Origin of the sequence: Prevotella sp. HMSC073D09 (assembly GCF_001814145.1) — a bacterium.
Classification (GTDB): Bacteria; Bacteroidota; Bacteroidia; order Bacteroidales; family Bacteroidaceae; genus Prevotella; species Prevotella conceptionensis.
In genome coordinates, this window is sequence record NZ_KV815113.1 from 18401 (window position 1) to 42746 (window position 24346).

Genomic DNA, 24346 nt, shown 5'->3' on the forward strand with positions numbered 1-24346 from the left:
GCGGCCTGGTTGGAGTTTGGTGGATAAAAAGGCAGCCATAATGTTAAAATCTTTGCTGAAAAACGGACAAAAGGTGGCGAGTTGGCAAGTTGACGAGTAGAGGGGTTTACAAGTTGGCGGTATGCCGAAGTGGACTGTTCTGTTTCTCCACATGTGATAAGAAATGTTGTTAAACGTTTGGAAGATTACGCTTTTTTTACGAAATTTGCCATCATCTGTGCGCAACTCCGTAGGAAGTACGCTTTATGCCCGGCACATGTCGCGGCACGATAGGAGGTCGAACTGATGGGGCAAGTGCATCGATACTGTTTAAAATAAGCTTTTCATGCGATAAACATACACCATGTTGGAAATAGAAAACCTCTCATTTGCATATCGGAAATCGGGGAATGTCATCTTCAGCAACTTCTCCACGCGTTTTTCACCAGGCCATATTTACGGCTTGTTAGGCCCCAATGGGGCAGGTAAAACCACCTTGCTATACCTCATGTCGGGCTTGCTGAGGCCCGACGAGGGACAAGTTACGTTCAACGACATCAACGTGAGGTGGCGAAAACCATCAACCACTTCCGACATCTTCATCGTTCCCGACGAGTACGAACTGCCGCGCGTGTCGCTCTCAGAGTACATTCGCGTTAACAGCGTGTTCTATCCCCGTTTCTCTCACGACGATTTGCAGCGCTATCTAGATGTGTTTGGCATGACCGAAGACACGCACTTAGGCAACCTTTCGTTGGGACAAGGCAAGAAAGTGTTCATGAGTTTTGCCATGGCTACACACACGCGCGTGCTGCTAATGGACGAACCCACCAATGGATTGGACATTCCTGGTAAGGCCCAGTTTAGAAAATTCCTTACCGAGGGGCGCACGCCTGAGAGCATTTTCGTGGTTTCTACACACCAAGTGAAGGACATTGAACAGGTGCTAGACCACATTGTGATGTTCGACAACAGCAAGATATTGGCCAATGCCGACATGAAGAGCATCTTCCCCGATGGAAAGATAGACCTTGAACGCTATTTTAACGAGCGCATGAACCAACAAACGGCCGAATAAGGAGGAGTAGTAGTATGAACGACAACTTTAACGCGTCGCGCTTTTGGGCCTATCTCACTAAGCTGCTGGTAGAACGTTGGCGCACCAATCTTTTGCGCTTGGGCATCCTCTTTGGCTGCCTGTTGATAATAGAATTGTGGATGGCCTCGGTGTCGTATGATAGGGATGAAACGTCTTACGATAGGGCGGCGGGAATTCTTTTACCCATTTTCTCGATTATCCTGCTGGTTTCCGGTTGCTTTTTCGCCTCCGAAATGCTCAGTGGCGCGCGTAGGAAAGCCGAACGTATTGGGGCGTTGACCTTTCCTGTAACGCCTTTTGAAAACTGGCTTGCACGCTGGACAATCTCCATACCGCTTTATTTGGTGTGTTTCTTGGTGTGCATGTATGTGGCCGATGCCTTTCGCGTGGCGTTTTTCTCGGCCATATATCCCAAAACGCCCATTGAGTTTATCTCCATTTGGAGGAGAGAAGACTATGACGGGGAGGTGTTTCTCAATGCTTGGCTCATGTACTTTTGGTGTACTGCCGTTTACGCCTTGGGCAGCATTCTCTTTGTAAAGCGCTCTATACTAAAAACCACGCTAACCCTTTTCATCCTCTTTTGGATTACGGCCTTCGTGGTGCTTGGTCTCGTGATGGTTTCTAGCGGCAACTATAATAATATTTTTGAAAGCGTGCTAGTAGCCTATGGCTGGGTTTCTGTTCTGTTTCTTTGGTGGCTTTCTTATAGTTGTTTTAAAGAGATGGAGGTGGTAGACGATTTCTCGTTCAACGGGTCTAAGGCTTGGGTGGTGGGCTATTGTATGGTGTCGGTATTGTTCATAAGCATTTGTTCAATGTTTGATAAGTCGGCATTAGATGCCGTGGGACAGCACTCAGTAGACGAAACGGCCATCTTCTTGGAGCGAACCGTCGAGAAACGAATTGCTCCCATATCGGTAGTTCAGTTTGAAGACTCGTCTTGTACGGACTTGGCCGACGAATATAACCTTACTCTCGCCGTGGAAGTGAACTATGTTAGCGATGCGTCCAAATGTTCGGTAATTTATCCGGAGCAGGTTATACAAGTGAGGCAGCAGGGCGACACCTTATATTATACGTACAATCCCGAACTATATAAGCGCGATATGGCGGATATGAACTTTGTAAATGGACCCGACGGCATGGCCGATGCTAGTTCTGCTTGCTACGAGGGGAAGATTAACTACCAAATTAAGGGGGCCGACGGAAAGGTGCGTACGGCCGTTGACCAACATTATCGTGACGGAAATAAGGTGCGAATTGTGATAAACACGCTGCCGGGGAACCTTGCGGTTAGGCAAACAAGTAGGCAAAGCACCTTGATTGGCGCAGGTAAAACCAAAGCCGTTAGTGTTGAAGGCGGTTTTAGTTTGGAACTAGACTCTTTGTCGCATATCGATGCTTTGTCGGTGATGGGGCCGCGAGTTTTCAGAATAGGGACTGCACATGTAAACAGCCTGGTTGTTACGCTTGTCGAAAGAGAGGATGGTGTAGGTGAAATGCAAACCGAGTTCAATACCGATTATCCTGCGGTTATAAACCATGTGTTGATAAAGGGAGTGGGCAAAATGAGCGGATTGAGCAAGATGTCGTGCAAGCGCATTGAGTTGTTGCCCGATACGGTTGGCAGTATTACGTTGGAAGTGAAGGACGTGAAACGCAAGATGGTGTTGGAATAGCGTGACGACCATGCATGGATAACCCGCCAAACTGCAGTCCAACCGCAACGAATGGTGGTAGAATGGCATGACGACCATGCGCGGAAAGCCTCTGCGCCAGTGATGAACGCGCCCATTTTGCATGCAAGGTGGATATGCTTTTGCCGTGCAACGTAGGGTAATTAACCACTCGTGGCAGCATAGTAGCCTTGTTTCGAGGTGGAACAACGTGCAAGCGCATGTGGGGTGAGCGCGTTCGTAACCTCTTTTCCGTGGGCAATGCCACTTCAAGTATTATTGCCGAACACGGCATTCTCTCAAAAAAAGATACAGAACAACAATGAGCAGCATGAACGATAATTTCAGCTTTAACCGCTTTTGGGCCTACTTTACTAAACTGCTGGTAGAACGCTGGCAAGCCAACAGAATGCGCCTGGCCATACTCTTTGGGAGCATAGCCATGATAGAGTTGTGGATAGCTTTTGCTACATATAGCAAAAGCTCGTCTAGCACCGACAAGGCAGTGGATATTCTTCTTGTTGTTTTTGTCATCGCCCTTTTCATATTGGGAGCTATGTCAGCATCCGAAATGCTGAGTGGTGCGCAACGAAAAGCTGAACAGATAAGCGCGCTGACGTTCCCTGTAACGCCTTTTGAGAACTGGCTTGCACGTTGGATAATCTGCCTTCCCCTCTTTTTGGTGTGTTTCTTGGTATGTTTGTATTTGGCAGATGGCCTTCGTGTGCTCCTTTTCGGGATGCTATACCCCCAAATAGAACTCAAATTCATACCGCTGTGGGGCGACTCGGAGTCGACTTATAATTTCGCAGCTGCTATTTGGTTGAGTTATTTTGCGTGTACGGCCATTTATTCCTTGGGTAGCGTTTTCTTTGTTAAGCGCGCCTTGCTCAAAACCACGCTTTCCCTCTTCTTACTTTATTGGATTGTGGGCTTTCTGCCCTTTTTCTTTATCTTCAAGCATTCTATACTTACAAGTCCATACGGCGAGCCGCTTTTAACTTGGTACGCTTGGCTTTCAGTCTTATTTGTTTGGTGGCTGTCTTACCAGTGTTTCAAGGATATGGAGGTGGTAGATAGTGCTGCTCTCACACGTACGAAGCTCTGGGTGGTGGGTTATTTTGTCTTAACTTTTTTGCTGCTGTGTGCCGGGGCACTGCTTCCTTTTTCGCAAAACGATAAGGCGACGGACATTGTTGAGGATAGAATTTTTGTTTATTTGGACCGAACAACCGAAAAACGCATTGCACCTGTGTCGATAATCATGTATGATGCTACAAACAGAGCAGATAAAAACATTGGCAGTTCCCTTCGCCTGGCGGTGGAGGTCAATGTCGTTAGCAATGCTTCGCAGTGTTCTGTTATTTATCCTGAGCAGTTAATAACAGTGAAACAAAAGGGCGACACCTTATATTACGCGCTTTCCGACTCGTTAGAAGATGATGATTTCTCTCGTCTAGAATGTTTAAATGGTCCTGACGGTGATGCTAATTCTAGGGAGGCTGGCGATATAGGCCAGATGCCATACCTTATTAAAGGGGCCGATGGAAAGGTGCGTACAGCCATAGACCAGAATTACACCAACGACAAGAAGGTGCGAATAATAGTGAATACTTTGCCTGGACCATTGCTGGTTAAGCAATGGGGCCGTCAAAGAACATTGTTGGGTGCAGGAGATATGAAAAATGTGACGGTGGAAGGTGGCGAAGAATTGATACTAACTTCAAAGGTAAGGGTAGACAACTTGACGGTAAAGGGTAAGTCTTCGATCGATTTTGGTGATGCCTACGTCAATAAGATGGTGCTGAAATCCATTGGCGACGATGAATACAACAGGCCTATGAATGTCAATTTGAAAGCAGGCAATAAGGGGTTGGTAAACCTCATGGTGATAAATAGTTCGGCAAGTGTGGATGGTTTGACCGATGTTCGTTGCAAACGTATAGAACTAACACCCGCAAAAGACAGTAAAATGGATCTGGAAATTAGGGGGATATGGCACAAAACGGTGATACAAGGTAATGAGTGATGTTGTTGGAAACATCTTTGTAGGGCACTTGCAAACTGTTTGGACAAGCCTTTTAGGGGGGGCTGCCTATCGCCATGCAGCGGGCAAGGATGTTGTGTTTGCCTGCTTTCTGCATGTCTTCGTGGGCTGGAATTTTGCCTTGATGTATGTCGGCTCGTTACAAAAAACAACGGCCAACGGTTGTGTGGGTGCTGTTAATTGATTACCTTTGTACTTCACGAAACGAAAAATCGAGGCCCTCTCCCAATGCCTTTAATCGTGGAACGGCAATAGGCAGGGTGGCGAAAAGGAAATTAGAAACATGAAGAATTTAGATTGGGCAGGTTTGAATTTTGGCTATATTCCAACCGACTACAACGTGCGGTGTTATTACCGCGATGGGAAATGGGGCGAGATAGAGACCTGTTCTGACGAGTATTTAAAGCTACACATGGCAGCAACATGCCTACACTACGGGCAAGAAGCCTTCGAAGGATTGAAGGCTTATCGCTGTCCCGACGGCAAAGTGCGCGTGTTCAGAATGGGCGAGAATGCTGTTCGTTTGCAAGAAACGTGTAAAGGCATCATGATGCCCATGGTTCCGGTAGCCCTTTTCGAAGAGATGGTAACCAAGGTGATACGCCTTAACCAAGACTATATCCCCACTTACGAGAGCAAGGCCGCACTATACATCCGCCCCTTACTCATCGGCACCAGTGCCCAAGTGGGCGTTAAGCCAGCCGAAGAATACCTCTTCCTGATCTTCGTAACACCCGTTGGCCCTTACTTTAAGGGTGGTTTCTCAACCAATCCCTATGTCATCATACGCAGTTTCGACCGTTCGGCACCTCTCGGAACGGGCATGTACAAGGTTGGGGGCAACTATGCGGCCTCACTTCGTGCCAACGCCTTGGCTCACGAGAAAGGTTATGCCAGCGAGTTTTACCTCGATGCGAAAGAGAAGAAGTATGTTGACGAATGTGGAGCAGCCAACTTTTTCGCCATTAAAGGCAATAAGTACGTTACCCCTAAATCAACATCCATCTTGCCAAGCATCACCAACGATAGTTTGATGCAGTTGGCACGCGATTTGGGAATGGAAGTGGAACGTAGACCCATTCCCGAAGAAGAATTGTCTACCTTCGAAGAGGCTGGGGCGTGCGGAACGGCTGCCGTAATCAGTCCTATCTCTTATCTCGACGACATGGAGACGGGCCAACGCTATACATTTAGTGCCGATGGTAAGCCAGGGCCAGTGTCTACGCGACTTTACAACCTACTGCGCAACATACAATATGGTATCGAAGAGGATAAGCATGGGTGGACAACGGTTGTGATAGAGTAGTGGCAGACATTGCAGGAAAGAAACAAACGAAGGTACAAAAGAGATAAAATAAAGCTGGCTAGTTCAGTAACACGGCATATTTTGAGCATGCTTGGAAGTGTGTTCGTTGCGCAGCGATACGCTTTCAAGCTATGCCGCAACTGCGTTAAACCCATTTCACCCAATCAGTATGAGCAAAGGAAAACTAGAAAAATTCGCCGAAATGGAAACGTTTAGCAACGTTTTCCAATATCCCTATTCAGTAATAGAGAGCACGCCCTTCGCCATGCGTGGGCAATGGCGGCGCGATTACTTCCATAACGACAACCCCATTGTGCTTGAATTGGGTTGCGGAAAGGGCGAATATACCATAGAATTGGCCAAACTATACCCCGAAATCAACTTTATTGGGGTGGACATAAAGGGTGCTCGGATGTGGAAAGGTGCAAAAATGGCGTTGGAACAGGGGCTGAAAAACGTGGCTTTCTTGCGTACCAACATCGAGATTATCGACCGTTTCTTTGCTCCTGATGAGGTGCAGGAGCTGTGGTTGACGTTTAGCGACCCACAGATGAAGAATGTACACAAGCGACTTACGAGCACTTTCTTCCTCGAACGCTATCGCCGTTTCTTGGAAAACAAGGGTGTTGTGCACCTCAAAACCGACTCGAACTTCCTTTTTACCTATACCACGCACGTGGTTTCGGTCAACAAACTCAACCTGTTGTTTCGCACCGAAGACCTTTATAACACCTCTGGCATCGACGAACAAACGGCTAAAATCCTGTCTATCCAAACTTATTACGAGAGTATGTGGATAGAACGAGGGCTCAACATCAGGTATATGAAGTTTGAATTGCCCCACGAAGGCACGCTGATTGAACCCGATGTGGAAATTCCTCTCGACGAATATCGCAGCTATCATCGCAACAAACGAAGTTCGCTTGATGCTCGGAAATAAATAAGGCCCTCCCCTTAGGCCTGCTCTAAGATGGAGCGGGTGTGGGAAAGTAGCCCGACTTTAGCTCTCTTTTGGGGTAGAACAAGTGCAAAGAAAGGCCTCACCCCCAGCCCCTCTCCAAGGGGAGAGGGGATGATGTGCTTTGCCGTTGTATCGCATTTTGGCATAAACCACGCGTTTACAAGTTTGTTTTCAATCTCCTTTTAAAGACATTGCACCAACATATAGCTGTTTTAGTGCCTTTCTCCGTATTCTTTTTTGCCTTTTCTTACGAGTTGTTTGAAACAACAAACACCCCCTAATTCCTTAGGTATATCCTCTAAAAAATGTACTTTCCAGTCATTTTTATCCTCTAAGAAGTGTAGCGATTGGCCATTTCTGTCCGATAAAAAGTGTGAAATTGTTTTTCTTTATGCCAGGAGAACAGCACGGTTCTAGTGTATGGTAGACGATGAAGAGAACATGTGATGTGGGCTAATGGTTATGCTATTCTGGTCTATCTCATTCCATTGGCTTACCTGAACACCCTTTTGTTCACTTCTCGTGTGCGCATTCCTCCGTATTACGAAGTGCTGTTGAATTGGCAAGTCAAGCCTTAAAACCGCATAAAATATCGCAGAATATGTAGTTGAGAATGCATTATTTTCACTACCTTTGCATGATAACAAGACGGGAAACGCGAACAAAAAACGACACAAGGCCGACGAAATTATACAAAGAACATACGAATTTATACAAAGAACATAGACAAAAACAAGAACATTATGAAAGATTTAAAAGGAACAAAAACAGAGAAAAACCTGCAAGAGGCATTTGCAGGCGAGTGTATGGCACGCACCAAGTACACCTTCTTCGCATCGAAAGCAAAGAAAGATGGGTTCGAACAGATTGCGGCCATCTTCGAAGAGACGGCTCACAACGAGAAAGAACATGCCGAGTTGTGGTATAAGTACCTGCATGGCGGCGAGATTGGCAACACCAGCGAGAACTTGAAGATTGCCGCCGAAGGCGAAAACTACGAGTGGACCGACATGTACGACCGTATGGCGAAGGAGGCCGAGGAAGAAGGTTTCAAGGAAATTGCCATTAAGTTTAGAAAGGTTGGCGAGATTGAAAAGACCCACGAGGCACGTTATCGCAAGCTGTTGAAGAACATTGAGGACGCGTTGGTGTTCTCGCGCGACGGCGATTGCATCTGGGTATGCCGCAACTGCGGACATGTGGTAGTTGGAAAGAAAGCTCCGCAGGTGTGTCCCGTTTGCTTGCATGCCCAATCTTTCTTCGAATTGAAGGCTGAAAACTTCTAAAAGTGAAAAGGCTTTTAAAGGTGAAAGGGTGAAAAGATAGCTGCGCCTTTTAAAGGTGAAAGAGTGAAAAGGTGAAAAGATGAAAAGATGGCTGCGCCTAGTACTCGTCGACTCGTCAGCTCGTTAACTCGTTAACTTGCCAACCCGTCAACTCGTCAACTTGTTAACTTGTCACCTTGTTAACTCCTTAGAGAAGTCTCTTTCCCTGCACTAAATTTTACTAAAAACGCTGTCCAACTTTACGCGGACAGCGTTTTTTTGTACCTTTGCATACATGAACGAATACGCAAACATCATCGCAACGAGCCTTGAACTAAACCAAACCAAAGTGGCAAACACCCTCGCACTGCTCGACGAGGGCTGTACCATCCCGTTTATCAGCCGTTATCGTAAAGAGAAAACAGGCGGATTAGACGAGGTGCAGATTGCTAATATCAGCCAATGGAAAGACAAACTCACCGAACTTGCAAAGCGCAAGGAAACCATTTGCAAAACCATCGACGAGCTGGGCAAGCTTACTCCCGAACTGAAAAGCCGTATCGACAACACTTGGGACAGCACCACGCTCGAAGATATATACCTGCCTTATAAGCCCAAACGCCGTACTCGCGCGCAGGTGGCACGCCAACAGGGGCTCGAACCCTTGGCGCAAACCATCTTGTTGCAACGCGAACCCAATCCCCAAAACGTGGCACGAGCCTACGTTAAGGGCGATGTGAAAGACGTTGAGGCTGCCATTAAGGGCGCACAAGACATTATTGCCGAAACAATTAGCGAGAACGAACAAACCCGACAGCAGGTGCGCAACGCCTTTAAGCGCGAGGCCATCATCTCGTCTAAGGTGATTGCCGCGAAGAAAGACGAGGAAGGGGCGCAGAAATACACCGATTATTTCGACTTTTCTGAACTTCTTCGCCGCTGCAACGGCAATCGTTTGCTGGCCATGAGGCGTGGCGAGAGTGAGGGCTTTCTTCGTGTGAGCATCTCGATTGACGGCGAAGAAACCACCGAACGCCTGCAACGGCACTATGTTAGGGGGCGCGGTGCGTGCGCACAGTTGGTTGAAGAGGCCGTGGCTGATGCCTATAAACGCCTGATAGAGCCTTCGGTGGAAAACGAATTTGCTGCTGCAAGCAAGGAAAAGGCCGACGAAGAGGCTATTGGTGTGTTCTCGCTCAACCTCCGTCAGCTGCTTCTTGCAGCCCCATTGGGCCAAAAACGCGTGATGGGTGTAGACCCTGGCATTCGTACGGGTTGCAAAGTGGTGTGCCTCGATGCGCAGGGCAACTTGCTTTATCATGATGTTGTGTATCCGTTTACGCCGCGTGGCAACGAGCAGGCCGCCAAAGCGCAGTTTCAGAAGATAGCCAACCGCTTTAAGGTAGATGCTATCGCCGTGGGAAACGGCACTGCCAGTCGCGAAACGGCCGATATTTTGCGGCAGGCTGGCAATGCAACCGAGCCGCGAATACCCGTCTATGTGGTGAGCGAAGATGGGGCATCTGTTTATTCGGCATCGAAAACAGCGCGCGACGAGTTCCCCAATGAGGATGTTACCGTGCGTGGGGCGGTGTCGATTGGTAGGCGATTGATGGACCCCTTGGCCGAATTGGTGAAGATAGACCCGAAGAGTATCGGCGTTGGGCAATACCAACACGACGTTGATCAGGCCAAGTTGAAGAAGAGTCTAGACACAACCGTGGAGAGTTGCGTTAACCTCGTGGGGGTTAATGTCAACACGGCCAGCGTGCATTTGCTTACTTACATCAGCGGATTAGGCCCTACCTTGGCGAAAAACATCGTGGATTATCGCCGCGATAATGGGGCATTCACCTCGCGTGCGCAACTGAAAAAGGTTCCCCGACTTGGTCCTGCGGCCTTCGAGCAGTGTGCAGGTTTCTTGCGAGTAGACGGCGCGAAGAATCCGTTAGACAACAGTGCGGTGCACCCCGAACGCTATTCCGTGGTCGAAAGCATGGCCAAAGACATGGGCTGCTCTGTTGGTCAGCTCATTGGAAACAACGAAAAGATTAGGCAGATACCGCTAGCGAAATATGTAACGGCCGAAGTAGGCATGCCTACGCTTAACGATATTGTGGCCGAATTGGAGAAACCGGGGCGTGATCCGCGTGAAGACCTCGAAGAGTTTGCCTTCGACGAGCGTGTGCATACCGTTGCCGACCTTGTTCCAGGCATGCTCTTGCCTGGCATTGTTACAAATATCACCAAGTTTGGCGCATTTGTTGATGTGGGTGTTCATCAAGACGGACTGGTGCATGTGTCGCAATTGGCCAACCGATATGTGGCCGATCCTGCCGAAGTGGTTAAGCTACACCAGCATGTTCAGGTGAAAGTGGTGGAGGTAGACACTAGACGAAACAGAATATCTTTGACGATGAAAGGGGTGTGATGTTATGAAACGGCTTTTTATTTTCGCGCTCATGGCGTTGTTCGCGCTTGTTGGTTACGCTCAAGAACGAAAGAGTTTTAAGGGCCATCTCTACAATAGCGAGTACAATGTGTACATGCGCATCAACTTCCACGATAAGGACGTGGTGGCGCGTGGACAAGAATTATTTGGCAAACTGCCTGGTTATCTTGGTTCGAAGTTCGATACGCGCCTGTGGCTTATCACCGATGTAAAGCTCAATAAGGATAAGGAGGCTAAGCTTTCTATTATTAACGATTATGGTAGCGAAGACTTGGAGGCCAAGTTGGAGAAAGAAAATGATAGCACCTATACGCTCAAACAGCTGGAAGGTAGCAACATTAAAATTGTGGTAGACCGCAAATGGGTGAAGTTGCCCAAGGTGATGCAGTTTAAGGTGAAGAGCTATTAAGGGTGAAAAGGTAGCCTTTAAAGGTGAAAGGGTGAAAGAGTGAAAAGGTGAAAAAATGGCTAACGCCTTTAAAGGTGAAAGGGTGAAAAGGTGAAAGAGTGAAAAAATGGCTGTGCCATTTAAAGGTGAAAGGGTGAAAAGATGGCTAACGCCTTTAAAGGTGTCTAGCGGTTTCTAGGTTTCTAGTTCTTTCTAGCTTTCGGACAAGTCAGACTGGTCAGAATTATCCTATTAGCCTAACGCCACCTATACATTTGGCTTAACTCCTTTACTCCATAACTCCTTAACTCCTAATGGTGAAAAATGGTTTACCTTTTTACTAAGACGATTAAAGATATGATTTAATACTATTGAAATGAGAAGGCCGTTGAGAGTGAAGATGATTTTGCCATCTTTGGATGAGGCAAAGAGCCCATATTGGCGTCCTATTAAATATTCGCTATTTCCTCCAATAGGGCTAGCAACACTAGCAGGATATTTCCACGATGATGATGAAGTAGTGCTTTTAGATCAGCATGTTGAGAAACTAGACCTAACCGATACTCCCGATTTGGTATGTATTCAAGTATATGTAACAAATGCATATAGGGCTTACGCCATAGCGGATAGTTACAGGAGTCGTGGGGTATATGTCGCTATGGGCGGGTTACATATTACTGCACTTCCCGAAGAGGCAGCCTTGCATGCCGATACCATTATAATAGGTCCTGGCGAAGAGGCATTTCCTAGGTTTATCAATGATTTCAGAAACGGTTGTGCACAAAAGCGATATACTGCACAATGGCGTTCTATTGAAGATATTCCTCCCGTTCGTCGCGATCTCATAAAGCGCAGTAAGTACTTTGTTCCTAATTCTCTTGTCGTATCAAGGGGATGCCCACATCATTGTGATTTCTGCTATAAGGATGCTTTTTATGAGGGTGGAAAATCCTTTTATACGGCTCGTGTTGATGCGGCTTTGAAAGAAATCGACGCACTTCCAGGCAGACACCTTTATTTTCTAGATGACCATTTGCTTGGCAGTAAAAGGTTTGCTGCCGAACTGTTTGAGGGCATGAAAGGCATGAATCGCGTTTTTCAAAGCGCGGCAACGGTTCAATCTATCCTTGAAGGCGATCTTATAGAGAAAGCTGCCGAAGCAGGAATGCGGAGTGTTTTCATCGGCTTTGAGACATTCTCGCCAGAAAACTTAAAGGCAAGCAACAAATGTCAGAACCTTCAGCGCGATTATAGTGCAGCGGTGCAGCGGCTGCATAGCCTTGGTATCATGATTAATGGTAGTTTTGTGTTTGGATTAGACCACGATGATGCAGATGTCTTTCGACGTACTGTTGATTGGGGAGTGGATAACGCAATCACAACCGCAACATATCATATACTAACCCCATACCCCGGCACACGACAGTTTCAGCGAATGGAAGCTGAAGGAAGAATACTCACCTACGATTGGAGTAAGTATGATACACGCACAGTTGTGTATCAAACAAAGGGTCTTACCGCAGAGCAATTAAAAGAAGGCTATGACTGGGCATGTAGGTCATTCTATTCGTGGAACAACATCCTTCGTGCGTGTAGTCATGATACGACCCTTACGCAGCGAATTACGCACCTTATGTACACAGGGGGCTGGAAGAAATTTGAACAGGTTTGGGGAGCTCTTGTCAGGGTAGGAGGATTGAATAAGGCACTTCCGTTGCTTGAACAATTATTGTCGCACACCAAGTAAACTATTATATGAAATCGTCTTGCATGCCCTACAACCGCTCGCCTTGGCGTTTGTAAGTGTACGTGCTTTCCGTGCCGCTGCCCCTACGGATGTATATGGGATAATCGTTTTTTTGTCTAGTTTTTAGCAAGAAATTTAACATTCTGAGTGCCTTTTTTGTCCACCAATCACCAACTTGCCGCAAAAAATCGATTCTCGCGGAGGTTCGTTTTGGTGCAAAAAGGGAGTAGTATGTGAATGCGGCAAAATGAATATTTATTTTAAAAGAGTGCTGTTTGTACCAGTTTTTGGGCCATTTTCAGCAAAATAACGTGCGTTTTGCTGCTAAATGCAGTGGGTTTTGGTGCAAAATGCAGTGTAATTTGGTGCTAAACGCAGTGCATTTTGCTGCAAAACGCAAGGTAAAATGGTGCTAAATGCAGGGCAAAATGGTGCTAAATGCAAGGTGAAAAGCATAAAAATACACTGCTATGATATAAACAAAAACCTTTCGAACTATGAAAAACATGGCTGAAAAGGGCGAAATTGTCGTTAAAAAGTGGGTTTTTAGGGGCTAAATGTGGGTAATTTGGAGTTGAAAAATACGAGTTGGCAAGCAAACTAGAAAGGCATTATGGTGCAAAATGCAGGTTCTAGGCTTAAAAACAGACAAATCCCAAGGTGTGAAAGGATAGAAAAAACGACTTTTTACCTGTTTTTTAACCGATATTTTCGCTAGAACGGAGCGAAAACTTGAGTGGTTTTGTAAAAGAAAAATAACAATTTAAGATTTTGTGTTGGTGGGCTTTTGAGTTGGTACTCTTTTGAGTTGATGAGTTCTTGATTTGATTTGCGCGTGTTTCTTTTTTTCCTTTGGCAAAATGAAAGCATTTTTTTCTACGACCGATTTGGGATAAACTAGCAAACTCATTAACTTGCAAGCTAATGAATTTATAAACTCATGAACACATAAGCTGTTTTCATGTCTGTGTTGATGCCTTTGCGTAAGTATCGGTCTGCCAAAGCTAAGCCCAAAGTTTATGACCTTTATCTGGTGAGCGAGAATTTAAGGCTTAGGCCGAAGTCTTGCGTTGTAGTGGGGTAGCTATTGCTGCTTAATAGGGGCGTATTGGTTTGTCGGTCGTAGAAAAAGCTCATGGTGAGCAGGCGCGAGAGCGTGTAGTCGGCCGAGAAACTAATCTTAATGGCCGTGTTGCCGCTGCTTGCGGCACTTGTTCGCGTGGCAATGTCGCGACTGATGCTAGCTTGCGACCTGTAACTTAGGTCGAGGCGCATGTTTAAATCGTGGTTGGGGTTGCCCTGCGAACTGCTGCTTGTGGCTGTGTTTTCGTTGGTGTCGGTGCGCTTAGTCTTTGTCTTCTTGGCGCGTGGCGCACGCATGCCAAAGAGTTTAAAGTTGTTGATGCGATAGCCCATACCCACAACCCAGTCGCGACTGACGGCCTCGTTTATCTGAACACTTGTCATGCTGAGGTTCAGCACGCGCGTTGAGCGATATTCAACCTTGGCGGTGAGGTTGTTGTTAAAGGTCATGTCTACGCCAAGCAGTGGCGAGAAAGCCTCGTTTATGCTTACATTGGCCACGTTGTACAGACTTCGCGGAAGGGGATTGCCCGTTGTAACGTCGCTGATGAAGCCCAACCCGTTCATGTATTCCACGAAGGTGTTGTACGATGCGTAGGCACCAACGGCATAAATGCTCTTGTAGCCGTGGTTGATGTTTACGCTTTTGAAGTGGTCGCGCAGCCAAGGCAGCTTGCCTAAACCGCTATAACGGAGGGTCCAGTTGGGCAGCAGGCGGGCCAATGTTGGGAAGATGTTGAGCGAAGAGCCGCCCATCGCCGTGAAAGTGTTGAGGAAAGCGGGTATCATTACGTCCGAACTGTATCGGTCTACTGCTCCGTTGGCCGGATTAAACACCGCACCTGCCATACTTGTTCCTGCGGGATAGCGTGCCCCTACGTATTGCGATTCCACACGATTGCGGAAGGCATCGAGGGCATTGCAGAACCTTTCGAACGATGCACTGCGGTATCCGTTGGCCGCCGAACCCATTCCCTCAAACGCACTACGTATAGATATGGTGGTCATCATAAACGTTCCGTTTTGTGTTGTGGGTGTTCCGGCGTACATATATTGGATGTTTCGCGCCGTGGTTTGCGTTCGCGAGGCGTGCAGGTCTATCTTTAAGTTGCGCACAGGTTCGAGTGTCATGCGCAGTTGCAGGTCTTCGGTCTTGGTAGTTGCGGCAGGTGTGGCGATAGAGTCGTTGTCGAGCAACCATCCCATGTTGCGTGCCTTATTGATGTAAGAGTCGTCTGTAAGTCCAAAAGCAAAGTCTAAGCCGGGCGAAAGGGCGGAGGGAAGGCGCGCCTGACCGAATGCGTCGCCAATGCGCGGCATGAAACCGGGTAGCGATATGGCGTATTGGTTGCGGTAAGAGATGCTTACGTTGCGCACCATCATCAGCACGCGCGCCACGGTTTGCGCCGTTTCATACCACGATTGCTTTTCTTGTGGCTGCCGCGGAGTTACGGTTAGTTTCAGCCTTAGTGCCGAGTCTACCTTGGTCAGTATGCGTATGCTGTTCTCGCCACTGGTTTTAAACTTCAGTGGGAAACGTTTGCCGTCTTCTGTTCGTGCCGTAACCATCAGTCGTTTCGAGCGTTTGTTGTGGCTGATGATGAGGGTTGAGTCGGGCATGAGGGTTATTTCTTGCTCAAAACTGTTGCGGTTTTTGGGCAATTCGTTGCGTTGCTGTTGCGCCAAAGTCTCGTTATTATCAATCTTTTGACCATCGGGCATAACGCCTTTACCTTTCATTCGGGCCTCCATAGCCTTGCGTTCTTGTGCCTTTCTCCGCTGTTCGGCCTGCCTTTCTTCGCGTTTTCGGTTCAGTTCGGCAGTGTTTGGCTCGCGGTTAAAGCGTTCGTTGGCCTTTTTAAGGAAAGGTATTTGGTTGTAAAGGCGCACGAGGTCGAACGTTCCGTTGAGGTTGAGGTCGCGGTTGTTGGCAATGGTGTTGCCCAACGAAGAACCGTCTTCGAGTTGTGTACCGCGAACCCAACGGTAGGTGGCGTTATAGGTGAGGTCGGCATTAACCCAATTGAAGATGGGCAGCAGGTTGAGCGGCGGTTGATAGGAGAGCGTGAACGACTGGTTGTAATCTAGCGGCGTACCGAAGTTTCGTATGCTGTTCCACACCGAATCTTTCCAGGCTTGGTAGCGTTCGGCGTACAGATCTTTGTTGACGGGTGTGTAGGGTTGTTCCACTTCGGCGTGTGTGGCACTTTGGAAATTGGCGTGCAGGTTGCGCGTTAGGTCCCAACGGATGGCAAAGTCGCGGTTCCAAAGGAATTGCGAATTAAAGGTTAGCGGTAAGCGGTCGCCGCCCTTGCTCTCCATGTCGCGCTCTTGCAGTTCGTAATAACTGCGGTTGATGTCGGAGTTAAACGAGAGATTTTGAGGCAGCCAGTTCAGTCCGAACCGTTTAAGAATGTCTAACCACTTGCTCTTGCTTTTAATATTCTTAAATGGTTCGAGGGGTTTGTACACGGGAGTCCAATTGTATGCCATTGCGGCACGCCAGTTGTTTTCGCGTTCGTAGACGGTTGTTTCACCGCTAGTGAAACGCGAAGAGTTGCTGTACGAGAACGAGAAGTTGGCCGGGTCGTAGGGCATGGGGTGGCGTTTGTTCTGTATGCCGATGCGAACATTAGACAACGAGAAGTTTGTATTGGTGGTACGCCGTATGGCAATGCTCTTAATTGAGTCGCGTTCTTGGCGGTTTGCTGCATCGAGAGCATCTTTAAGGCGCAAGTCGGTGTCGAGTGGATTGTACTTCGGGCTGCTTTCTTCTTGTGTTCGCGAGTAGTAAAGCGGGGCCGAGACCTTGGCTTTTTCGGGGAAGAACTTGCCCAATTCGAGGTTTGTTGTTACGCTGTAAGCCTTAAAGTTGTCTTTGGCGCGGTCGGCAACGCCGTCTTCCAGTCCGCCGAAACCTTCTGAAACGTATCGTCCTTGCAGGTTAAGGGTTCCGAAATCGGATAGTTGCACGTTAAGGTTTCCTTGTGCAGCCCATCCGCCTTCGTTCTCGTATTCTTTCAATCGCAGTTCGTTCACCCATACTTCGCCGCTCTTTTGCGTGGCGGCATTGTTGCGTACGCCGATGATAATAGTCTTTACTTCGCCCAAAGTGGGGTTTCCCATGATGCTGACCTTGTTCTTGGGTTTATCAACATCGTAGGCACTGTATAGCGAAGTAAACGAGGCTAATCCCGTGGCACGTGCCTTATTGCGTGCCTTCTTTAAGTTGGTAAACACGCTGAGTGCAATGTCGAGCATGTTTTCTTCGGGCCAAACAGCACGACTATCTGCCCACAAGCGGTCGTTATAGCGGCGTGCAGGCGTGAGCGATAGGGGAATGTCGTATTCGTAGAAGTTGTTTTTGTAGTCGCTACCAAGGCGGATGAACACCGACAATTCGCCGTTGGCCAAGGCTGTGGCATTGGGTTCGAGGGCGTTGGCATGCACAAACATCTGCAACCGACGATATTGTCGCAGGTCGATAGTGGTGTTTTTGTACACGGCTTTTGCTTCGCCCTGCCCCAGATTGTCCACAACAAGGCTCAGTGCCTGCTCGTTGTTCTCCACCATTTGCGGCTGGTTGGGGTCGGCTCCGCGCTCTATTCCAGGCGGAAGGATATAGTTTACGGGCGTTTTGTCGCTGTTTTCTTCGTAGCTTACGGCACTAACCGACATCTTTCCTGTTTGTGAGGCCGTATTGCTAAGGTTTTGTTCGTAACTACGCCATTCGCCCCGTACAAGGTCGAGCGAACCGAAACGTAAAACGATGGGACGCTTAAAGCCCGTGAGGAACATACGCATGAAACGGATGCTAGAAAAGTCGGAGATAGAACCGAACCGCTTTTCGTATTCGCGAACGGGGATGCGGAACTGATACCAAGTAACGTTTTCGTTGGTGCCATTACGCAAGGATGCAGATGCCTCGCGCTTGTCTACGATGAAGTTACGGCCCACCACCATGTCTTGTGGGCGCAGCGATACGTGGTATTGGTAGTATTTTTCGTATTCGTTGAGCGTATAGTCTTGGTTGATGTCTTCCACATCGGGTGTAGACTTGTACGATGTGTCGTAGCTTTCGCTGCGTTGATCGCTGTCGGGCGAGTTGCCTTGGGGGTTGTTTATGCGTTTGTATCGTTGCAAGATGGGCAGTTCGGCACGGTCGTAATCAGAGCCGCGGAAGTAGTGGTAGTTGTCGTTGGCGGGGTCGGCCTGTATCGAATCGAATACGGCAGCATTCACCCTGCCCCTTACCGCGTTAAGGAACGACTGGTAAGCGGGGAACGAACGCTCCTCGTTATCGTTCAATCCGTTAAAGCCAACGTCTTGCAATGCCCTCGCTCCACGTGATGTTGCGAAGGCGTAAGTTGTGGTGGCTTGGGTGGGTATCTTACCCCATTGGGTGGTAACAAAGCTTTGTGAGCCGTCGACAGGCATGCCGCTTTCGTAAAATTTCTTGCCGTCGCGCAGCACGTCTTCGCTCACTTCGCCCAGGTTGAGGTAGAAGTCGCCGCCATAGTCGTTGGCGTTGGGCTGGCGGTTAGAATAGATAAAGGGGTCGAGCATCCAGAATTCGATGTACTCGATGTTGGCAGCCTCAAAGTCGTTTGTGTCAAGTTTGCGCATCATACCGCCCCAACGCTTGTCGGGATTATCGAGTGTACCGTCGGGATTAAGGTCGGGATTGAAGTTGTAAGGTCCTCTTTCGGCCGGATAGAAGGCCAAATTGAGCACCGATAGGGTTGAAACGCCGCCATAACTGTTTTGGTCGCGTTTGGGAAAAAGCTCTCTTACGGGCACTTCGCGCACGTAATGGTTGGACAATTGTTGCAGGTCGCCCTTGATATGCGAGGGCGTTAGCGAGCTACTTCTTCGAGTGAACAGCGGATCTATGGTGTACCAAGCCAGTCGACTGCGGTTAAATCCGCTGTTAAGCGTGGCTTTGTCGTTGTGTTCGGCAAACATCGAGGGCGTGCTGGCCAGCGTCCACGAGGTGGGTGTGCTAACATCGAGCGAGCTTTTTGTGGTTTCAAAGTCGTCGAGATACGAGGCATTGTCTTGCGTTCCCTTGTTACGGCCCGCTATGAGGTGGGCAAACTCGCCCGTAAAGCTAATCTGCGAGGGCTGAGTGACGTGCAAGAAGGGTATCTTGTCGAGCAAATTGGTAAGCCATTGGCTTTCTTTCTTCCAATTAAGGTTCAGTCCCCATAGGGTATTGTTCAGCGGTTCGGCACCCATATTCACCTTCGTGGTCAGTGCTTGCTCTGTCAGGTGCTGCAAGGTACCGCTTAGTTGCAGGTCTTTCGAGAAGTTATACTCCCAGTTTAGGCCAAACATCGTTTTGCGTTGTTGGCCATAGTCGGTGTTGCTTTCTAGCGATACGTTCACCGCTGTGCCTGCATCCAAGATGCTTTGGTTAAGGATGGTTACTTCGCCGGCGTAATAATCCACGGTGTAATCTACGCCTTCGGTGAGCCTAACGCCGCCAGCCGTGACCACAACCGAACCTTGCGGCACGTTGTATGCGCCAAGTGAGATGACGTTGGCACTGGTTCCGCGGAATTGTCCGGTAAGAATAAACTTGTTTTTCTCGGCAATTTGTTTGGCAATGGTCTTGGTCGAGTCGTACAATTGGTCGTAAGTGTAGCTGCGAGCAACGGCATCTGGCACGCCCTTGGCCCGAAGATAGTTGTACAGGTGCTTGCCGAAAGGCTGTGTCTTGGGCAAGAACACGCGCCCGTTGCTTATGGTATAGCCTTCAACGAAGTCGAAATAGCCGTTGGCATGCACCTTATTGTTGTTGTCAAGTCGGTCTGCACCCATCACCCTAATCAAGGGTTGGTCTTTTACTTGCGTTTCGGGAATGTAAGTAAGGTAAACACCTGTGGTATCGCTTTGATACTTGATGTCTAGACGGAAACGCTCTTTCTCAACCGAAGTTGCCAGATAATACACGTTCTTCATCATCAAATGCCAGTTGCCTTGCCGCGGGTTGTTACTGGTGTTTTTGAGCGATTTAACGAACAAAGCCTGATTGGTGTCGGTGTTGTCGGCAGCAAATTCGCCCACTTGATAGGTGTTTCCGCCGTAAGTGTACTCGTAGGCCACGGCCAAAACCTGGTCTGTTTGCAGGCCTTGCCTTAGCGAAATATAGCCCATCGTGGTGTTAACGGTGTACTCGGAGGGTTGAAGTAGTCGTGCGTTTTGAAGTTTTTCGTAGTCGTTTCCGCCCACGAAACCCGCTATTCCGTCGAGTGTTGTCGACGTTTGGTCGATGTTGCGGGCTGCAACGTATGTGCTAACCATCGCCGGATATTCGGAGTTGGCGTTGTTGGCAGGCACCAATCCCGATGCGCCCCACAGCGGATTAGAGATGTGGCTCACCTCGCCAAGGTCGGTAAGGGCCACGATATTGCGGGTGTTGGTGGTTGTTCCTGTCTTGTTTGTTACCCAAACCTCCACGCGATTGATGCTGACGCCACTCTTAACGGTGGGTAACGAGGCCATCCACTCGTCGTACTTGTCGCGGAAATAGTGCGAAAGAAAGAAGTGTCGGTTTTCTTCGTAGTTGGCTGCATCCAACTCGAAAGGCGTTAGTTGCACGCCTCCGCGCGAAGAAACGCTTTTCGACGACGATTTCTTTTGCGAGGCCACGAGTTGCAATTTCAGCTTACCAAACTGCAAATCGGTACGTATGCCGAAGAGCGAACTAGCCCCCTTGATGAGCGATGAGTTGGCCGGAAAACTCACGTTGCCAGCCTCAACAAGCTTTATAATCTCGTCTTCCTTACCGTCGTATTTCAGTTTAAGGCTCTGCGCATCAAAGTCGAAGGTGGCATCGGTGTTGTAGTTTAGGTTCATGTTCACCTTATCTCCCACCTTTCCGTTCATGTTGATGTTAATCTTCTCGTCGAAGTTCATCGTCGTAGTCTTGCGATTTCGGATGGGTATAGACGGGTTGTCGATGTTTTTAAGCGTAGCACCGAAACGAATTTCTGCCGAACCTTGCGTTTTGATGCGCACGCCGCCAGGTCCGAATATCTTTTCGGCAGGACCTAAGTCGAAGTGCATGTCGGTAAAGTCGAACTTCTCTTTGCCTTTCGCCTTGTATATCTCGTCGTTCTTTTTCCTGAAAAAGCTGTTACGTGCTTGTCGTTCGCTCCAACGCCGATATTCGTCGGGTGTCATCATGATAGGCGTTCCCAGATACGTCCTTCCCCATTTCGTTCCAAGCAGGTAACGGTCAAGCGTGTCGTTATATTCCACCCCCTGTTTCATGTTGTCAGGACGTTTCAGGTCCATTGCGTTTTGCCATAGGTCGCCATAAGTGGTGGGCGTAGTGGGCTGCACGCGCCAAAGCGGTGTTGCAGTGGCCGTTTGGGGGGTGTCGTTGGTTTGTGTTTCGGGTGCGTCTTCGTTGTCAATCACCAGCGTTGTGTCTTCCGGTTGCTCGTCTTCGGGTAGGGTGGGGCGTTCCACGTCGCGTTGAGGCGTGTTGTTTTGGGGCGTGTTGGCGTTTCTTGCAGGAGCAGTGTTGGCGTTTCTTTGCGTGCGGTTGTTTTGCCTTCGCCCTCTGTTGTCTTGCACAAAGGGCAAAGCGAGGGCATAACCCGTCAAGCAAATGACGAGCGCCACCATCAACGTCCTTTTTATTTTCTTACTTCGCAGCACGCCTTTCAGGGTCACTTTATCATTTTCAACGCCGCTTTCACCACCTGTTCAACGGGCAGTTCGGGTTGTTCTTTCAGTATTTCAACCACCACTTTGGCCGATGCTGCCGGCGCAAAGCCCAACATGGTAAGTGCGCCCACGGCCTCGTCCTTCACGGCTGTGTTCATAACCGTGGCGTTTGCGTTTGTGGGTACCGACAATTCTTGGGCCACTCCGCTTGTAACAATCTTGTCTTTCAGGTCTACGATCATGCGTTGCGCCGTCTTTGCGCCAATGCCTTTAACGGTTTTCAGCATCTTGTCGTCGCCGGCGGCAATGACGTTGCACAGTTCGGCGGGCGACATTCCCGAAAGAATCATGCGTGCCGAATTGGCTCCAACGCCCGAAACGCTGATAAGCAAGCGATAAAGTTCGCGCTCTTGACGCGTGGCGAACCCATAAAACGTGTACGAATCGTCGCGCCCGCCCGTTACCAATGCCTCGTGAACAAACAGTTTTACCTTGTCTTTACCTTGAATGGTGGTGTATGTATTCAGCGATATGTTGAGCGCATAGCCCACTCCGGCCGCCTCAATCACAGCCATGGCTGGGGTAAGTTCGGCCAAGTCGCCCTTGATATATTCAATCATTAATGATGTTTTTTATATGTGTACGTATACGTTATTATATAACGACTCTCGTTGCGCATTATTGTGTGTGCGCATAAAAAACTGCATTTGCAGGCGAAAGAAAGGGGCGTAAGTGCCTTTGCACAAGCCAATATCATGCTGCTAATCAAGGTTCCCAATTCTGCTTACATCATTTGCGCCTTTTTTGTGAAGTGAAATTGCAGCGTATATGCCAAAATGTAAATAAATCATAAACCATATAACGCAACGCTTGTAGTATAAAAAGAAATGTTTATCTTTGCCAACGTATAGGAATAGCCGAAGAAATTTAGAGGTAGTTTCTGATGTATTCGTCAGAGTTTGATACAAAGTATCGTTTATGGTAAATGGGTTTTACCATAAAGTAAACTTCTACGGCATTCCTATATTTTTACGATATAACCCTAGATAGCATGGCCCGAACTGATAGAGATGTAAACCTAAAAGCACTAATAGGCAACCAATTGCAATACATATACTCGGCCGACGAGCTGACCAATGTTCTTAATACCTTGGCCAGCAATATTGGTGTGCCTGCCGGTTTCAGGCGAAACCAGATGCTTTGCTTCGCAGATACCAGTAAAGACAACCGCCGAGCAAAACGCTACCGCATGCACAAAAAGCACGGCGGAACGCGTGCTATCGTGGCTCCCCATCAGAGTTTGTTGTACATATTAAAGGGCTTTAATGCCTTGTTGCAGCAGTATTACCAACCCACAACTTGGTGTTACGGCTTTGTTAGGGGGCGTTCGGTGGTGCAAAATGCCCAACAGCATGTGGGCAAACGCTACATCCTGAACATCGACATCAAAGATTTCTTCCCCTCCATTACGCGACAAATGGTGGAAGATGTTTTGTTGGCAGAGCCTTTAAAGTGCTCTACCGAGGCCGCTAGACTGCTTTCGGGCCTCTGCACAGCTGCCGAACCGCAGGGCGATGTTTTGCCGCAGGGATTTCCCACTTCGCCAACGCTCTCGAATATGGTGTGCAGAAAGATGGACGAAGAACTGGCTGCCGCCGCCCAACGCATAGGGGCAACCTACTCGCGCTATGCCGATGACATGTCGTTTAGCAGCGACAAGGATGTGCTGCGCCCAACGGGAAGTTTTTATTTGCAGGTTTCTGGCATTGTTGAGAAGTACGGATTTAGGCTGAACGACCGCAAAACACGACTGCAAAGACGTGGACGGAGACAGCAGGTTACGGGCGTTGTGGTGAGCCATAAGGTTAACGTAGCGCGCGAATATGCACGGCAGATACGTAGCTTGTTGTATATGTGGGAGCGATATGGCTATTGGGAGACTGCCAAAGCAGCCTTGCGCGGTTATCGTGAGCAGTATGGTAAGACTAGGGGACATGGTGAATACCTCACCTTGTATGCGGTTTTGCGCGGCCGACTGAACTATATGAAGATGGTGAAGGGCGAAACAGACCCCACATACCTTAAACTTTGGAACAAATATAACCAACTGATGCAGAGGGATGTTCCAAAGCGCAGGAGGGGTGTTTACGGCACTAACGCGCATAGGCCTGAACCTTCTAGCACCAACGATTATCTTGGCGAACCGCAACGAAAGGGTTGCGCGGGTGTTGTGGCACTCTTTGTGGCGCTTACGTTAGCGGGTTTGCTGGCTTGCAACTTGTTGGCTTAATGTCTTTTTATTGGTTGTTGCACGCGTTAATCAGCAGCGTTTTAACCCTCATCGGGCATAAGGATTGCTAAGATTTGTACTTCATAGCGCGAAATGCCTTATGCCTGTCTTTACCTTGTTAGTTGTTAAACACATCTTGTTTTTTGGGGAGAGCGTAAAGTTTTCGGTGTAAATTTTAACATCGAGAGTGCCCTCGCCATTCACCAATTGCCCACTCGGTGGCAAATTCTCAATTCTCGCGGAGGTTTTTTGGGGCTGAAAATTGGCATTAGCCTGTAAGGTTAAGCAAGCCAATTTTCCGTATAAAAATGCGTAATTATGCAGAATGGAGGGTAATTCACGACAAAAAAGGTGCAATTTGCTGCAAATT

At 48.3% G+C, this 24346-nt stretch carries 13 protein-coding genes; 11 read left to right on the forward strand and 2 right to left on the reverse strand.

The features are described from left to right. Positions 1-343: 343 nt before the first annotated feature. The 10 genes from HMPREF2955_RS10010 to HMPREF2955_RS10055 all read left to right on the forward strand — a co-directional run bounded on the left by HMPREF2955_RS10010 (position 344) and on the right by HMPREF2955_RS10055 (position 12923). Complete coding sequence (locus tag HMPREF2955_RS10010) at positions 344-1057, forward strand: ABC transporter ATP-binding protein (protein WP_083317695.1); 714 nt, start codon at positions 344-346, stop codon at positions 1055-1057. A 14-nt stretch (positions 1058-1071) separates the two neighbouring features. Then, the gene (locus HMPREF2955_RS10015) at positions 1072-2760 is read left to right on the forward strand and encodes an ABC transporter permease (protein WP_070723174.1); all 1689 of its coding nucleotides are present in this window, start codon (positions 1072-1074) and stop codon (positions 2758-2760) included. Between the two features lie 328 nt (positions 2761-3088). Continuing rightward, positions 3089-4786: an ABC transporter permease gene (locus tag HMPREF2955_RS10020; protein WP_070723221.1), complete on the forward strand. Its 1698-nt coding sequence runs from the start codon at positions 3089-3091 to the stop codon at positions 4784-4786. Continuing rightward, a complete protein-coding gene (locus tag HMPREF2955_RS10025; protein ID WP_070723179.1) occupies positions 4779-4988 on the forward strand; it encodes a hypothetical protein in 210 nt (69 codons plus the stop codon). The genes HMPREF2955_RS10020 and HMPREF2955_RS10025 overlap by 8 nt, the downstream gene beginning before the upstream one ends. Positions 4989-5078: 90 nt before the next feature. Then, positions 5079-6110, forward strand: a complete 1032-nt coding sequence (locus HMPREF2955_RS10030) for a branched-chain amino acid aminotransferase (RefSeq protein ID WP_256374697.1) — start codon at positions 5079-5081, stop codon at positions 6108-6110. Between the two features lie 169 nt (positions 6111-6279). Next, positions 6280-7050, forward strand: coding sequence for a tRNA (guanosine(46)-N7)-methyltransferase TrmB (gene trmB / locus HMPREF2955_RS10035; RefSeq protein ID WP_070723185.1), 771 nt, complete (start codon positions 6280-6282; stop codon positions 7048-7050). 764 nt (positions 7051-7814) lie between these two features. Beyond that, positions 7815-8357 carry a rubrerythrin gene (gene rbr, locus HMPREF2955_RS10040; RefSeq protein ID WP_070723188.1) on the forward strand — a complete coding sequence of 181 codons (543 nt, stop codon included), beginning with the start codon at positions 7815-7817 and terminating at the stop codon, positions 8355-8357. 274 nt (positions 8358-8631) lie between these two features. Continuing rightward, a complete protein-coding gene (locus HMPREF2955_RS10045; RefSeq protein ID WP_070723189.1) occupies positions 8632-10767 on the forward strand; it encodes a Tex family protein in 2136 nt (711 codons plus the stop codon). Between the two features lie 4 nt (positions 10768-10771). Then, a complete protein-coding gene (locus HMPREF2955_RS10050) occupies positions 10772-11197 on the forward strand; it encodes a hypothetical protein (protein WP_070723192.1) in 426 nt (141 codons plus the stop codon). Positions 11198-11576: 379 nt separating this feature from the next. Next, complete coding sequence (locus tag HMPREF2955_RS10055; protein ID WP_246830122.1) at positions 11577-12923, forward strand: B12-binding domain-containing radical SAM protein; 1347 nt, start codon at positions 11577-11579, stop codon at positions 12921-12923. A 1026-nt stretch (positions 12924-13949) separates the two neighbouring features. Here the strand turns inward: HMPREF2955_RS10055 and sprA are convergent. Both sprA and ruvA read right to left on the reverse strand, forming a co-directional pair. Beyond that, a complete protein-coding gene (gene sprA / locus HMPREF2955_RS10060) occupies positions 13950-21644 on the reverse strand; it encodes a T9SS outer membrane translocon Sov/SprA (RefSeq protein WP_070723224.1) in 7695 nt (2564 codons plus the stop codon). Between the two features lie 44 nt (positions 21645-21688). Further along, positions 21689-22306 carry a Holliday junction branch migration protein RuvA gene (gene ruvA / locus HMPREF2955_RS10065; protein WP_070723195.1) on the reverse strand — a complete coding sequence of 206 codons (618 nt, stop codon included), beginning with the start codon at positions 22304-22306 and terminating at the stop codon, positions 21689-21691. 431 nt (positions 22307-22737) lie between these two features. Between ruvA and HMPREF2955_RS10070 the strand changes: the two genes are divergently transcribed. Next, positions 22738-23976 (forward strand): reverse transcriptase family protein, encoded by a 1239-nt coding sequence (locus HMPREF2955_RS10070; protein ID WP_070723196.1) that lies wholly within the window; start codon positions 22738-22740, stop codon positions 23974-23976. Positions 23977-24346: the final 370 nt, after the last annotated feature.